At 67.9% G+C, this 14,081-nt stretch carries 12 protein-coding genes; 11 read left to right on the top strand and 1 reads right to left on the bottom strand.

Annotation, left to right across the window (positions count from 1 at the left end; all coding sequences use genetic code 11):
• The 11 genes from JHC81_RS10640 to JHC81_RS10590 form a co-directional block, all read left to right on the top strand.
• On the top strand, positions 1-333 hold a 333-nt coding region (locus JHC81_RS10640; RefSeq protein WP_292174315.1), incomplete at its 5' end, for a 2-oxo acid dehydrogenase subunit E2.
• Between the two features lie 639 nt (positions 334-972).
• Positions 973-2,370: a dihydrolipoyl dehydrogenase gene (gene lpdA, locus JHC81_RS10635; protein ID WP_292174312.1), complete on the top strand. Its 1,398-nt coding sequence runs from the start codon at positions 973-975 to the stop codon at positions 2,368-2,370.
• Positions 2,371-2,549: 179 nt separating this feature from the next.
• A complete protein-coding gene (hemW, locus tag JHC81_RS10630; protein WP_292174309.1) occupies positions 2,550-3,707 on the top strand; it encodes a radical SAM family heme chaperone HemW in 1,158 nt (385 codons plus the stop codon).
• Between the two features lie 65 nt (positions 3,708-3,772).
• Positions 3,773-4,423, top strand: a complete 651-nt coding sequence (locus JHC81_RS10625; RefSeq protein ID WP_292174307.1) for an RNA methyltransferase — start codon at positions 3,773-3,775, stop codon at positions 4,421-4,423.
• A 16-nt stretch (positions 4,424-4,439) separates the two neighbouring features.
• Positions 4,440-5,312, top strand: coding sequence for a 16S rRNA (cytidine(1402)-2'-O)-methyltransferase (rsmI, locus tag JHC81_RS10620; RefSeq protein WP_292174305.1), 873 nt, complete (start codon positions 4,440-4,442; stop codon positions 5,310-5,312).
• 59 nt (positions 5,313-5,371) lie between these two features.
• Positions 5,372-5,737: a YraN family protein gene (locus JHC81_RS10615; protein WP_292174319.1), complete on the top strand. Its 366-nt coding sequence runs from the start codon at positions 5,372-5,374 to the stop codon at positions 5,735-5,737.
• 13 nt (positions 5,738-5,750) lie between these two features.
• Complete coding sequence (locus JHC81_RS10610) at positions 5,751-6,566, top strand: transglutaminase family protein (protein ID WP_292174301.1); 816 nt, start codon at positions 5,751-5,753, stop codon at positions 6,564-6,566.
• 71 nt (positions 6,567-6,637) lie between these two features.
• On the top strand, positions 6,638-7,585 hold the full coding sequence (gene gshB / locus JHC81_RS10605; RefSeq protein WP_292174299.1) for a glutathione synthase: 948 nt from the start codon (positions 6,638-6,640) through the stop codon (positions 7,583-7,585).
• A 62-nt stretch (positions 7,586-7,647) separates the two neighbouring features.
• Positions 7,648-9,231, top strand: a complete 1,584-nt coding sequence (locus JHC81_RS10600; protein ID WP_292174298.1) for a YifB family Mg chelatase-like AAA ATPase — start codon at positions 7,648-7,650, stop codon at positions 9,229-9,231.
• A 57-nt stretch (positions 9,232-9,288) separates the two neighbouring features.
• A complete protein-coding gene (locus tag JHC81_RS10595; protein ID WP_292174297.1) occupies positions 9,289-10,809 on the top strand; it encodes a response regulator in 1,521 nt (506 codons plus the stop codon).
• 40 nt (positions 10,810-10,849) lie between these two features.
• Positions 10,850-12,550: an MFS transporter gene (locus JHC81_RS10590; RefSeq protein ID WP_292174295.1), complete on the top strand. Its 1,701-nt coding sequence runs from the start codon at positions 10,850-10,852 to the stop codon at positions 12,548-12,550.
• Here JHC81_RS10590 and JHC81_RS10585 read toward each other — a convergent pair.
• Positions 12,537-14,081: phosphate acyltransferase (locus JHC81_RS10585; RefSeq protein ID WP_292174292.1), on the bottom strand; the 1,545-nt coding region annotated here is incomplete at its 5' end. The two genes, JHC81_RS10590 and JHC81_RS10585, sit on opposite strands and share 14 nt — an antisense overlap.

Raw genomic sequence — 14,081 nt, 5'->3', positions numbered from 1 at the left:
ACCGCCGCCGAGATCGCGCGCGTGTCGGGCGCGGCCAAGGACGGTTCGGCCAAGCGCGAGGAGCTGTCTGGCTCGACCATCACCATCACCTCGCTGGGCACGCTGGGCGGGGTGGTCCACACCCCGATCATCAATCACCCCGAGGTCGCCATTATCGGCCCCAACAAGATCGCCGAGCGGGTGGTGGTGCGGGACGGCCAGATGGTCGTGCGCAAGATGATGAACCTGTCCTCCAGCTTCGACCACCGCATCGTCGACGGCCACGACGCGGCGGTCTTCGTCCAGCGGATCAAGGGCCTGCTGGAGCATCCCGCGACGCTGTGGATGGGGTGATCGAGTGAAGCTTGGGTTGCTTCCTGTTGCGCTGACTCTGCTGGTCGCCCTGTCGGCTCCGGCTTTGGCCTGCACACCAGGACCCAACCAAGCCGAGTTCGACAAAGCATACTACCGGTCAGTGACATCGGTTTATCGGGTCGTGGCTGAGGACTTCACGCCTGTGAATCCCCGCTATCCCGCTGATAATTTCAGCGTTCGCATGAGGCCGATCGAACCGATTTGGGGTGAACGTCCTCCCCCGCCGGTTGAGATGACGTTTACCGCAGGGATGTGCAGCGATTGGTACATTGAACACATCGAACAAGGCGAGACGCTGAACGGGAAAGAGTATCTCGTCTTCTTGGCTCCACCCGGTCGACAAAACCTGCGCAACCTTCACGCCATTCCGGCGAACGGTCGGTCCGCAGCTGAAGCTCTCGTTATATTGGGAAATCTGCAAGTCAGGGGTGGCAGTGCTCCGTACCCTGAAGATGATGGGCTTCCTACGTGGCCGCCATCTGAACTAGCAAATTCCGCATCGGTCACCCCTCCTTTGTCCTTCCGTTGGCCGGTCACACTTGGGATCGGGGCTTTCTTATTCCTCATTGGCCTTGAAGTTGGCCGAGCATCCCTCAAAATTCGTAAGAAGTCAGCGAAATGACCCAGACCCTTAAGACCAAAGTCCTCATCATCGGTGCAGGAACCGGCGGCTATGTCGCCGGCATCCGCTGCGGCCAGCTGGGGCTCGACACCATTCTGGTGGATGGCGGTGACGGGCTGGGCGGGACCTGCCTGAACGTCGGCTGCATTCCGTCCAAGGCCATCATCCATGCGGCGTCCAAGTTCGAGACGGTCAGCAAGGCCGCCAATGGCGGAACCCTGGGCATCACTGTGGCGGACCCGGTGATTGACTTCGCCCAGACCGTCGCCTGGAAGGACGGGATCGTCAAAAAGCTGAACGGCGGGGTCGCGGCCCTGCTGAAGAAGGCCAGGGTCAAGGTCATCAAGGGCTGGGCCCAGTTCTCCGACGCCAAGACCTGCACGGTGAAGACCGATGACGGCGACATCGTCATCAGCGCCGAACACGTCATCCTGGCCACGGGGTCGGAGCCGGTCGAGCTGCCGTTCCTGAAGTTCGGCGGCGACGTCATCTCCTCGACCGAGGCCCTGTCGCTGGATGCGGTGCCGGAGCGGCTGGTCGTCGTCGGCGGCGGCTATATCGGGCTGGAACTGGGCATCGCCTATCGCAAGCTGGGGGCCCAGGTGGCCATCGTCGAAATGGCCGACCGCATCTTGCCGCTCTATGACAAGGCCCTGACCGATCCGGTCGCCAAATGGCTTACGAGCCACGGTGTCGAACTGCATCTGGGGGCCAAGGCCGGCGGGTTCGGAGAGGGCCAGCTGTCGATCACCACGCGCGACGGCACGCCGATGCAGTTGCCCGCCGACAAGGTGCTGGTCACCGTGGGTCGCCGCCCGCGCACCAAGGGCTGGGGTCTGGAAAACATGGGCGTGACCATGGACGGGCCGTTCGTGAAGATCGACAACCGCTGCGCCACGAACATGAAGAACGTCTGGGCCGTCGGCGACCTGACCGGTGAGCCCATGCTGGCGCACAAGGGCTCGGCCCAGGGCGAGGTCGTGGCGGAGATCATCGCCGGACACGACAAGCGGTTCGATCCCGTCACCATCGCGGCGGTCTGTTTCACCGAGCCGGAAATCGTGTCCGCAGGTCTCGGCCCGCTGGATGTCGAGGGCCGCGACGACGTCATCACCGCCATGTTCCCGCTGGCCGCTATCGGCCGGGCGCTCGCCATCGAGGCGGGCGAGGACGGCGGCTTCGTGCGCGTGCTGGCCTCGAAGTCCGATCACCGCCTGCTGGGCATCCAGGCCGTCGGCCAGCATGTCGCCGAACTGTCCAACAGCTTCGCACAGATGCTGGAGATGGGCGCGGTGCTGGAGGACGTCGCGGGCGTCATCCACGTGCACCCGACCCTGGGCGAAGCCTTCCACGAGGCGAGCCTGCGGGCGCTTGGGCATGCGATTCATATCTAGGTGTGCATCCTTCTCCCCTTGCGAGACAAGGTGGCAGGCGAAGCCTGACGGATGAGGGGTCGCTCCGACCCGTCCGCGTTGGAGGGCTACCAGGTACGATGCTGAAAGGTCCGAGCGACCCCTCATCCGCCCCTCCGGGGCACCTTCTCCCGCAAGGGGAGAAGGATGAAACCGTTGGCTTGGGGCTAAGCAACGCCTCCACACCCCTGGCCCTTTACGTCCACTGGCCCTATTGCGCGCGCATCTGCCCCTATTGCGACTTCAACGTCGTGCGCGACCGGGGGCGGGATCAGGAGCAGGCGGGGCTGGTCGAGGCGATCCTGGCCGATCTGGAGGCGCAGGCCGCGCTGACCGGACCGCGCCGCCTGGCCTCCATCTTCTTCGGCGGTGGTACGCCCTCTCTGCTGGACCCGGACGCCGTGGCCCGCATCATCGCCGCCGCCACGGCCCGGTTCGCTCCCCTCGGCCCCATAGAGATTACGCTGGAAGCCAATCCCACGGATGCGGAGGCCGACCGCTTCGCGGCGCTGAGAGACGCCGGGATCAACCGCCTGTCGATGGGGGTCCAGGCGCTGGACGACGCGGCGCTCAGATTTCTGGGCCGCAACCATTCGGCGGACGAGGCCCGGCGTGCCGTCGCCGTCGCCGCCCGCGCCTTCGACCGGCTGTCGATCGACCTGATCTATGCCCGCCCCGGCCAGACGGTGGCCGGCTGGACCGAGGACCTGACCCAGGCGCTCGATCTGGGGTTCGAGCACATCTCGCCGTACCAGCTGACCATCGAGCCCACGACCGCCTTCGGCCGCGCCGTCGCGCGGGGGGCCTGGTCGCCGCCCGACGAGGATCTGGCCGCGGACCTCTATGAGACCACACAAGAGGTGCTCCAGGCCGCCGGTTTCGACGCCTATGAGGTCTCCAACCACGCGCGCGGCGTTGCGGCCCGCTCCAGCCACAACCTGCATGTCTGGCGCGGGGGCGACTATCTGGGCCTCGGCCCCGGTGGCCATGGCCGCCTGACCCTGGACGGCGTCCGCACCGCGACCGTCGCCCACCGGGGCATCGCCGACTATGTCACCGGCGTCGAGGCCGGAATCCCCTGGGGCGAACACCAACGCCTCTCCCCCACCGATGCCGCCGAGGAAAAGGTCTTGCTGGGCCTGCGCACGGTCGAGGGGGCAGCGCTGGCGAACCTGGCGACGCTGGGACGAACAGTCGAGGCGGACCCGCTGGCCGACCTGATCGCGGACGGGTTTCTGGAAGTCGAGGCCGGACGGGTCCGCGCCACCGCGACGGGGCGGCCGGTGCTAGACGGGGTGCTGAAAGTCTTGCTCACATAAACGTGGACGGGTGCCGAGTCAGTTTCGCGTGGCAAGATCACCCAAAGCAGCGCTAGTCATAAGCGATGGAAGATACCGCCCCTTCAAAACGATCGGTTCGCGCGAAGGCGGATGCGATCAAACCGTTTCGCTGCAAGAATCTCATCGCGGTGATCGAGGACCCGACCGACGTAAAGAATATCGGCACGGTCATTCGAAACGTGAACGCGCTCGGCGTTGAGAAAGTCTATGTGGTCGATCCACGCCGTGCCTTGCCCGACGATTGGCAGGAGTTGCGCAGCGACAGGGCCATCTCCAAGATTTCGGTTTCGGCAGTGAAGTGGACGTTCGTGAAGCGCTTCGACAGCACGGACGAGTGTTTCGACTACCTCGAAAAGAAGGGCTTCGTGTCCATCGTCACCTCGCCCCATGTGAAGGGCAAAACGAGCCTGTATCTGGACGACGGTGACTACACGGTCCACGCCAAACTGGCGGTATGGTTCGGAAGCGAGTCCGTTGGCATCAGCGAGCGGGCGGTTGAACGCAGCGCCATGTGTGTCAGTGTTCCCATGTTCGGCATGATTGAAAGTCTCAATCTTGGGACAAGCTCGGGCATCGTGCTCTATGAGGTTGCAAAACAGCGCCGCCGCTATCAGAGCCAGTTCAGGATGCGCAATCGCAGAGGCGTACGCGATGTGCCGCTACCAACGGTTATGACGCCCGCTGTGGCGGACTGAACCATAGTCCCGTGAGATGACCGAGCCCTCACCCTTCCCCCCCACTGCCCCGCCGCCGCGCCTCGTTTCGCCCGGCCTGTATCTGGTGGCGACGCCGATCGGGAACCTGCGCGACATGACGTTGCGGGCGCTGGACGTGCTGGCCGCCGCCGATCTGGTCCTGGCGGAGGACACGCGGGTGACCGGCAAGCTGCTGTCGGCCTATGGGCTGAAGACCAAACTGGAACGCTGCGACGACCACGCCTCCGCCCGGGCGGCGGAACTGGCCATCCAACGCCTGCGCGAAGGGGCAGTGGTGGCCCTGGTGTCGGATGCGGGCACGCCGCTGGTCAGCGATCCCGGCTTCGTCGTGGCCAGGGCGGTGATCGCCGAGGGCCTGCCGGTCCATCCCATCCCCGGTGCCTCCAGCCTGCTGGCCGCCCTGTGCATCGCGGGCTTGCCGGCCGACCGCGTGACCTTCGCGGGCTTCCTGCCACCCAAGTCCGGTGCCCGCCGCGCAGCGCTGGAAGAGCTGCGCACGACCCGCCAGACGCTGGTTGTCTTCGAGAGCGGGCCGCGTCTGGCCGACAGCCTGGCCGACATGGCCGCCGTCCTCGGCCCACGCCCCGCGGCCGTCGCCCGCGAGCTGACCAAGCTGTACGAAGAGTGCGTGCGCGGGACTCTGGCCGAGCTGGCCACGGACCCCCGCTGCCAGTCGCCCAAGGGCGAGATCGTCATCGTCATCGGCCCCGGCGAGGCCGAGGTCGCCAGCGAGGCCGACGCCGATGCCGCCCTGGCCGAGGCCATGACCCGCCTGCCACCGGGCGAGGCCGCCGCCGAAGTGTCCCGTGCCCTGAACCTGCCCCGCAAGCCCCTCTACAAGCGGGCGCTGGAGATGCAGGGCCGGTGAGCCGGAAACGCCCCCGGCTGAAACCCGCAACTGTCGTGCGGGCCAAGCAGGGCTGGCGCATGACCTTGGGCCGCGACGCCCACCGCCAGGGCCATCGCTCCGAATGGCTGGCGGCGGCCTGGCTGATGCTGAAGGGCTATCAGCTGCTCGGCTTCCGGCTGAAGACCCGCGCCGGCGAAATCGACATCCTGGCCCGCCGGGGCAGGACGCTGGCCGTGGTCGAGGTCAAGCGCCGCGCGACCGTCGATCAGGCGCTGCTGGCCATTGGCCCGGACCAGTACGACCGCCTGCTGTCCGCCGGTCGCGCGGTGTTGCGCCAAAGACCCAGCTTGGCTGGTCATGTGTTGCGTATCGATATTGTGGCGCTGGCCCCCGGACGGTTTCCGGTTCATCGTCGCGGCATAGAGCCCATGGGGAGGGGCTAGAGGGGGCTGAAGCATGACGCGCGACGAGGCTATCGACGTTCTGACCCAGGCCGGTCAGGCCGAGGACGATGCCTTCCCGCTTCTGGACGCCGCCATCGCCTGCGCCATCCACGACGCCCCCCTGCGCGATCCCGCCCCCGTCCGCGCCCTGGCCGACCGCGCCGCCGAACGTCTGGCCGAGCGACTGATCGAGGACGGTCCTGACGAGGCCCTGTCCGAAACGATGTGCAGCGACTTCCGCCTCAATGGCGACCTGCTGCATCACGACAATCCGGCCAATACCGACGTCATCGACATCGCCGAGCGCAGGCGCGGCCTGTCGGCGGCGCTCAGCGTCTTCTATCTGGATGCCGCCCGGCGCAATGACCTGCGGGCCGATGGCGTGGACTTCCCCGGCCACTTCCTGTTGCGGGTGGAAACGCCCGAGGGGCCGGTCGCACTGGACCCATTCAGCCAGGGGCGGCTGGTTTTGCCGTCCGAGCTCAGCCGTCGCGCGCTGCGGGCGGGTCTCACGCCGCACGTCGCCGACCGGCTGGACCTGCTGATGGCCTCGGTCAGCGACCGCGAGGCCCTGATCCGGCTGCAGAACATGGTCTTCGTCCGCGCCATCCACGCCCATGATTATGAAGGGGCAGAGCGGTCCGCCCTACGATGCGCCCTGCTGGACCCCGAGGACCACCGTCCCTGGCTGGACGTCGCCACCGCGCGCGAGAAGCAGGGGGCCCTGACCGGCGCGCTCCAGGCCCTGGCCTGCGCCCGCACCCTGGACGACCCGCTGGCCGCGCGCCGTCAGATCAGTCTGGACCGGGTCCGGCTTCAGCTGAACTGAGACCGCCCGGCCTTGCGCCGCCTTGCCCGCCTGCCCATTAGTCTGGGGCAGAGCAGCCGAGGACCGAGCCCATGAAAGTCGCCATCCAGATGGATCCTATCGAAGGGGTCAACATCGCCTCGGACACCACCTGGCTGATGGCGATGGAGGCGCAGAACCGGGGCTATTCGCTCTGGGTCTATGATTTCCGCACCCTGGCCCTGGACGAAGGCCGCCTGTACTGCCGCGCCCGCCCGGTGACCCTGAAACAGGTACAGGGCGACCACGTCACCTTCGGAGACGAAGTGAAACTGGACCTCGGCCGTGACATCGACGTCATCCTGATGCGTCAGGACCCGCCGTTCGACATGGCCTATGTCACGGCCACTTATCTGCTGGAGACGGTCCACCCGCAGACGTTGGTCGTCAACGATCCGGCCCAGGTGCGCAGCGCGCCTGAAAAGCTGCTGGTCACCCACTTCCCCGACCTGACTCCGCCGACCCTGATCAGTTCGGACCCGGTCGCCCTGGTCGACTTCCACAAGCGGCACGGCGATGTGGTGCTGAAACCCCTGCACGGCGCGGCCGGTTCGGGCGTCGTGCGGCTGAAGGCGGACGACCCCAATCTGGAGGCCCTGATCGAGATTCACGCCACGGGCAGCCGCGACCCCCTGGTGATCCAGAAATTCCTGCCGGCGGTGTCAGCGGGCGACAAGCGCATCCTGCTGGTCGACGGCGAACCCGTCGGGGCCATCAACCGCGTGCCGCTGAAGGATCAGGTCCGCTCCAACCTGCGCGTCGGTGGCACGGCGGCTCCGGTCGAACTGACGCCGCGCGACCTGGAAATCTGTGCCGCCATCGGCCCGACCCTGAAAGAGCGTGGGCTAATCTTCGTCGGCATCGACGTGATCGGCGACTGGATGACCGAGATCAACGTGACCTCCCCCACGGGTGCGCAGCAGCTCAAACAGTTCAGCGGTGTCGATGCCGCCGCTCTTATGTGGGACGCCATAGAGACACGGCGCATTCCGTCGGCGTAACCCCGGTCTTGCAATCCGCTCTCGTTCATGGTTCGTTCTCTCGCGGATAGCGGGAGCGGGTCATGGTCGCCAGTGTCGTCACGGTTGCCTTCGAAGGGGTGGATGCGCGGCGCGTGGACGTGCAGGTCCAGCAGCTGTCCAGCGATCAGCCGTCCTTCACCATCGTCGGCCTGGCCGACAAGGCGGTGGCCGAGAGCCGGGAACGGGTGCGGGGGGCGTTCGCGGGCATAGGGCTGGCTTTGCCGTCCAAGCGCATCATCGCCAACCTGGCCCCGGCCGACCTGCCGAAGGAGGGCAGCCATTTCGACCTGCCCATCGCCTTGGCCCTGCTGGCCTCCATGGGCGTCATTCCGCCCGATGCCCTGAACGGCTGGGCCGCGATCGGGGAGCTCGGGCTGGATGGCCAGATCGCGCCGGTGGGCGGAGCCCTGCCCGCCGCCGTGGCCGCCGACGCCATGGGGCTGGGCCTCATCTGTCCGGAGTTCAATGGGCCGGAGGCGGCCTGGGCGGGCGATGTCGCCGTGCTGGCTCCGCGCTCGCTGATCGGTCTGGTCAACCATTTCAAGGGCGTGCAGGTCCTGCGGCGGCCCGAGCCAGGGGCCATGCGCGACGGCGTACGCGTGCCCGACCTGCGCGAGGTCAAGGGTCAGGAAAGCGCCAAGCGGGCGCTGGAGATCGCCGCCGCCGGGGGCCACAATCTGCTGTTCGTCGGACCGCCGGGCTCGGGCAAGTCGATGATGGCGGCGCGCCTGCCGGGCCTTCTGCCGCCGCTGACGCCCAAGGAACTGCTCGAAACCTCCATGGTGTGGTCGGTGGCCGGGATGATCGAGCGCGGCTCCCTGACCCGCGAACGGCCGTTCCGCGCGCCGCACCATTCCGCCTCCATGGCCGCGCTGACGGGTGGCGGGCACAAGGCGAAGCCGGGCGAGGCGTCGCTGGCCCACAACGGCGTGCTGTTCCTGGACGAACTGCCCGAATATTCGGCTCAGGCGCTCGACAGCCTGCGCCAGCCCCTGGAGACCGGCGAAATCGTGGTGGCCCGGGCCAATGCCCATGTCCGCTATCCGGCGCGGTTCCAGCTGATCGCGGCCATGAACCCCTGTCGCTGCGGCCTGGGCGGCGGAGGGCGCGGCGCGTGCGGCAAGGCTCCGCGCTGTCAGCGGGACTATCAGAACCGCATCTCCGGCCCGATGTTCGACCGCATCGACCTCACCGTCGAAACGCCGCCGGTCACCGCCGCCGACATGGCTTTGCCGCCGCCGTCCGAAGGCACGGCTGAGGCTTCGGCCCGCGTCCAGACTGCCCGCGCCATGCAGGAGGACCGCCTGCGCGCCGCCGGGATCGACCCGGACATCGCGCGGGACCAGGCCATCAACGCCCGCGCCTCGGGCGAGACCCTTGACCGGTTCGCCCGGCCGGACGAGGCGGGGCGCGCCCTGCTGATGCGGGCGGGCGAGGCCGGGGGTCTGACGGCGCGGGGCTGGACCCGAACCTTAAGACTGGCCCGCACCATCGCCGATCTGGACGGCTGCGAGGGCGTATTGCGCCGTCATATCGCCGAGGCCCTGATCTATCGGCGCACCACCGTCGGGGCCCAGGGCGACTTCGAGCGCCAGACCGCCCGTCACGGAACGCCCGCCTTCTGATCGCTTGAGCCAAATTTAAGGGGTTGGAGTGCAGAGTCCGCGCGTCAGGAGACGACGATGGCACGGCAGACCAAGCCCCAATCAGACACCGCCGGCGCGACCGCGCCCGAGCAGCAGTTCCTGCGCCTGATGAGCCATGAGATGCGCACACCTCTGAACGGGGTGATCGGCATGCTGGGTCTGCTGTCGCGGACCAAACTCGACGGCGCCCAGCGGGCCTATGCCGAGGCCGCGCGGTCTTCGGCGGAACATCTGCTGGGGCTGGTCAACGACCTGCTGGACTACGCCCGTCTGGAGGCCGGCAAGCTGGAGTTTGATTCCGCCCCCGTCGATCTGGAAGCCCTGGTCCGCGGCGTGGCCGAACTGCTGAGCCCCCGCGCCCATGAACGCGGACTGGAAATCGCCTGGTCCGTCGCCGCGGACGCCCCCGACATCGTCGGCGACGAGGGGCGGCTGAGGCAGGTTCTGTTCAACCTGGCCGGCAATGCGGTCAAGTTCACCGAGACCGGCGGCGTCCGCATCAGCGTCGAACGCGCGGGCGGACCGGCCTCGAAACCCCGCCTGGCCTTCGCCATCGACGACACCGGCCCCGGCGTGCCGCCCGAGGCGCGCGCCCGCATCTTCGAGGAGTTCGGCCACGTCGATGCCTCCGACGCCTCGCGCTTCGGCGGCGCCGGCCTGGGGCTGGCCGTCGTGCGTCGTCTCGCTGATGCGATGGGCGGTCAAGTGGAGGTGTCCGACCGGCCCGACGGTGCCGGCGCCCGTTTCCGCTTCACCGCCGACTTCACTGCGGCCAAGGGGGCCAAGCGCCTACGCGAGCTCGAGGGTCGCGCGGTCGGCATCGTAAGCCCCGATCCCTTCGTCCGCGCCGCCGCCACAGCCCAGATCGAAGCTGCGGGTGGACAGGTTCGCGCCGACGCGCCGGTCGTCCTGGTCGATCATGCCGCCCGTCCCGAGGGCCATGCCCTGGTGCCGCATCCTGCCGGTGCCCGTGCCATCGTCCTGTTGAAACCCGAAGAGCGGGAACGGATCGCCGCCTATCGCTCGGCGGGGTTCCACGGCTATCTGATCAAGCCTCTTCGCCGCGCCTCACTGGCCGAGCGGGTGCTGGCGGCTATCGGCCAAAGCAGCGGCACGACCGGCCTGCGTCAGACCCTGTTCGACGACGACCGGGTCATCCCCTCGCGCTTTTCCGGCACCCGCGTGCTGCTGGTCGAGGACAATCCGGTCGGGGCCCTGCTGGCCACGACCTTGCTGAAACGCGAAGGCTGCGCGGTCGAGACCGCCGCCAATGGGGCGGAGGCCATCGCGGCGTTGAAACGCGCCCGCTACGACCTGGTGCTGATGGACATGCGTATGCCCGGCGTGGACGGCCCGACGGCCTCGCGCGCCATCCGGGCGGCGGGCGACCGAACGCCCATCATCGCCCTGACTGCCAATGCCTTTGCCGAGGATCGGCGGGCCTGTCTGGAGGCGGGGATGGACGACCATCTGGTCAAGCCGCTGGAGCTGGAAGCGCTGCGATCGACACTTGCCCGCTGGACGAACCGGGACGTCCGCGCCAAGGTCGCCGTCTGATTTGAGGACGCGGGGGGCGTCTGCCGGAGACGCCGACCGAATGAACGACACCCCTGCCCGCGCTCCCACCGAGCCCGTCGCCGCGACCGACACTGCCCCCAAGGGCCTGGGCGTCATCAAGGTCGCCTTCCGCGACCGGCGGACCCTCGCCATGCTGCTGCTGGGCTTTTCGGCGGGCCTGCCGATCACCATGGTGCTGGGCACGCTGAACGCCTGGCTGACGGACGCCGACGTGGCGATCTCGACGATCGGCATCCTGTCCTGGGTCGGGCTTTTCGCGGCCTTCAAATTCCTGTGGTCGCCTCTTGTCGGTCTCCGACCGCCTGTGATCGGAAAGCGGCTGGGCCGTCGCCGCAGCTGGCTGATCGGTTGTCAGGTCGTGGTGATCGGTGCGCTGTTCGTCATCGCCTTTTCCAATCCCGAGGGCAGTACTCTGGTGCCCCTGGCCATCGCCGCCGCCTTGGCCGCTTTCGCTTCGGCGACCCAGGATATCGTCATCGACACCTGGCGGATCGAGGTCGCGGGACCGGGTGCGCCGCTGGACCTGTTGTCCACCATCTATCAGTTCGGGTCACGCAGCGCGGCCCTGGTAGGCGGCGCTGGCAGTCTGTTGCTGGCCGACGCGGTCGGCTGGCCCGTCACCTACATGTTGAGCGGCATCTTGATGGGCTTGGGGGTGCTGGGCACGCTGATCGCGCCCGAGCCCGCGCCTGCACCGCCCCAGGCCATCGCCAGGGAGCGCCTGGGTTCGCCGCGTCTGCGCCAGATCGCCCTGATCGCCACGCTCGCCGCCTGGGCCTGGGCGGCCTATATGCTGGTCAACTTCATGGTCACGGCCCTGACCACGACACCGGCCCCCAGCGCGGGCGAGTTCACCGGCACCTGGGGCCCCTGGATCATCGCCGCCGCCGTCCTGCTGCCCTGCGCCCTGGCCGGCTTCGTGGTCTGGCGCGGCAAGGTGGCCACGCCGGCACCGGGAGATCGCCCGGTCCTGACGAAGCTCTATGACGCCATCCTGGCCCCGCTGGTCGAGCTGATGGGGCGGCTGGGCTGGGGCTCGCTGATCGTGCTGGGCCTGATCCTGACCTATCGCATCACCGACGGCGTCTGGGGACCTTTCGCCTTTCCCTTCTACATGGGCGACACGGGCGGGGCGCTGGGCCACACCAAGAGCGAGGTGGCGCTGGCGTCCAAGACCTTCGGCGTCATCATGACCATCATCGGTATCGGCCTCGGCGGCTGGGCGCTCCTGGCCATCGGGCGGATGGCGTCCCTGCTGATCGGGGCGATCCTGGCGGCGGCGACCAATCTGCTGTTCGTGGACCTGGCCATGGGCGCGCCGGTCATCGGTCGCTTCATGGAGGCGACCGGCTTGTACGCTCTGTTCGGAACCTTCGGCGCGGGCGAGCCGATGGCACGACTGATGCTGGCCATCGCGGGCGAGAACATCGCGGGTGGTTTCGCGGGCGCGGCCTTCGTCGCCTATCTGTCGGCCCTGTCCAGCCGTATGTTCGGCGCGGTCCAGTTTGCGGTCTTCACGTCGCTGGCCCTGCTGATCGGGACCCTGGGGCGTGGCGCTCTGGGCGAGATGATCGAGAACCAGGGGTTCGCCCCGGTCTTCCTCTTTGCCGCCGCGCTCGGCGGCATCGCCGTCGTCTTCTGCCTTGTGGAATGGATCCGGCTGGCGGCCGAGCGTCGCGGCCTGGCCCGCCAGCCGGAAGCAGACGCTAGCCCTCGTTGACCTCCACGCCGTCGTAGGCGGCGAAGGTGGCGGCGGTGATTATTTCCGACACCGAGGCCCCCAGGCTGACGATCTGGACCGACTTCTCCAGCCCGACCAGCAGCGGACCGATCACCGTCGCCCCGCCCAGGGCCTGGACCAGCCGCGTCGAGATCGAGGCGGAGTGGATGGCGGGCATGACCAGGACGTTGGCGTCGGCGCTCAACCGCATGAAGGGGTAGTTGGCGCGGGCCTCGGGATCGAGCGCCAGCTCGGGCGGCATCTCGCCCTCGTATTCGAAGTCCACGCCCTTGCGATCCAGGATGCGGATCGCCTCGCGCACCTTTTCGCCCCGGTCGCCGGGCGGGTTGCCGAAGGTAGAATAGGACAGGAAGGCCACGCGCGGGGTCCGGCCCAGGCGACGCACGGTCGCCGCCGCCTGGATGGCGATCTCGGCCAGTTCCTCGGCGTCGGGCAGTTCATGGATGGAGGTGTCGGCCACGAACAGGGTCCGGCCCTTGGCCAGCAGGATCGACAGGCCGATCATCCGCTCCTTGACGTCCAGCACGCGCCGGACCTCCTTCAGCACCATGTTGAAGTTGCGGGTCGAGCCGGTGACCACCGCATCGGCATCGCCGCGCGCCACCATGGAGGCCGCGAAATAGTTGCGGTCCTGATTGATCATCCGCTGGACATCGCGCCGCAGATAGCCCCGGCGTTGAAGCTTGTCGTACAGGAAGTCGGTGTATTCGGTGTTCTTGTCGGACACGCGGGCATTGACGATCTCGATGCCCAGGGCGTCGAAATCCAGTCCCGCCTCGGCCGCGTTCTGACGGATCAGATCCTCGCGACCCAGCAGGATGGGCGTGCCCAGCTCGGCCTGTTTGAAACCCCAGGCGGCGCGGATAACGGTCGCCTCCTCGCCCTCGGCGAAGACCACCCGCTTGTTCGGGGCGGCCCGCACGGCGGAGGAAATCTTCTGCATCAGGGCGGCAGACGGATCGACCCGCTCGCGCAGCTGGGCGCGATAGGCGTCCATGTCGGGGATGGGCCGACGCGCCACGCCCGTGTCCATCGCCGCCTGGGCCACGAAGGGCGGGATGTACCAGATCAGGCGCGGGTCGAACGGCGTAGGGATGATGTAGTCCGGCCCGAACTTCAGCTTGCGGCCCGAATAGGCGGCGGCGACCTCGTCCGGCACGTCCTCGCGGGCGAGCGCCGCCAAGGCCTGGGCGCAGGCGATCTTCATCTCGTGATTGACCTGCCGCGCCCGCACGTCCAGCGCGCCGCGGAAGATGTAGGGAAAGCCCAGGACGTTGTTGACCTGGTTCACATAATCCGACCGGCCGGTCGCCATGATGGCGTCAGACCGGACCGAGGCCACGTCTTCGGGCGTGATTTCCGGGTCCGGATTGGCCATGGCGAAGATGATCGGATTGGGAGCCATGGAGGCCACCATCTCCTTGGTAATGGCACCCTTGGCCGCCAGGCCCAACACGACGTCGGCCCCGACCATGGCCTCGCTCAGCGTGCGGTGTGGCGTGTCGGTGGC

The organism is Brevundimonas sp. (assembly GCF_016463295.1).
Lineage (GTDB): Bacteria > Pseudomonadota > Alphaproteobacteria > Caulobacterales > Caulobacteraceae > Brevundimonas.
Note: the sequence above shows the minus strand (reverse complement) of the source record. Positions and strands in the feature narration are given on the sequence as shown.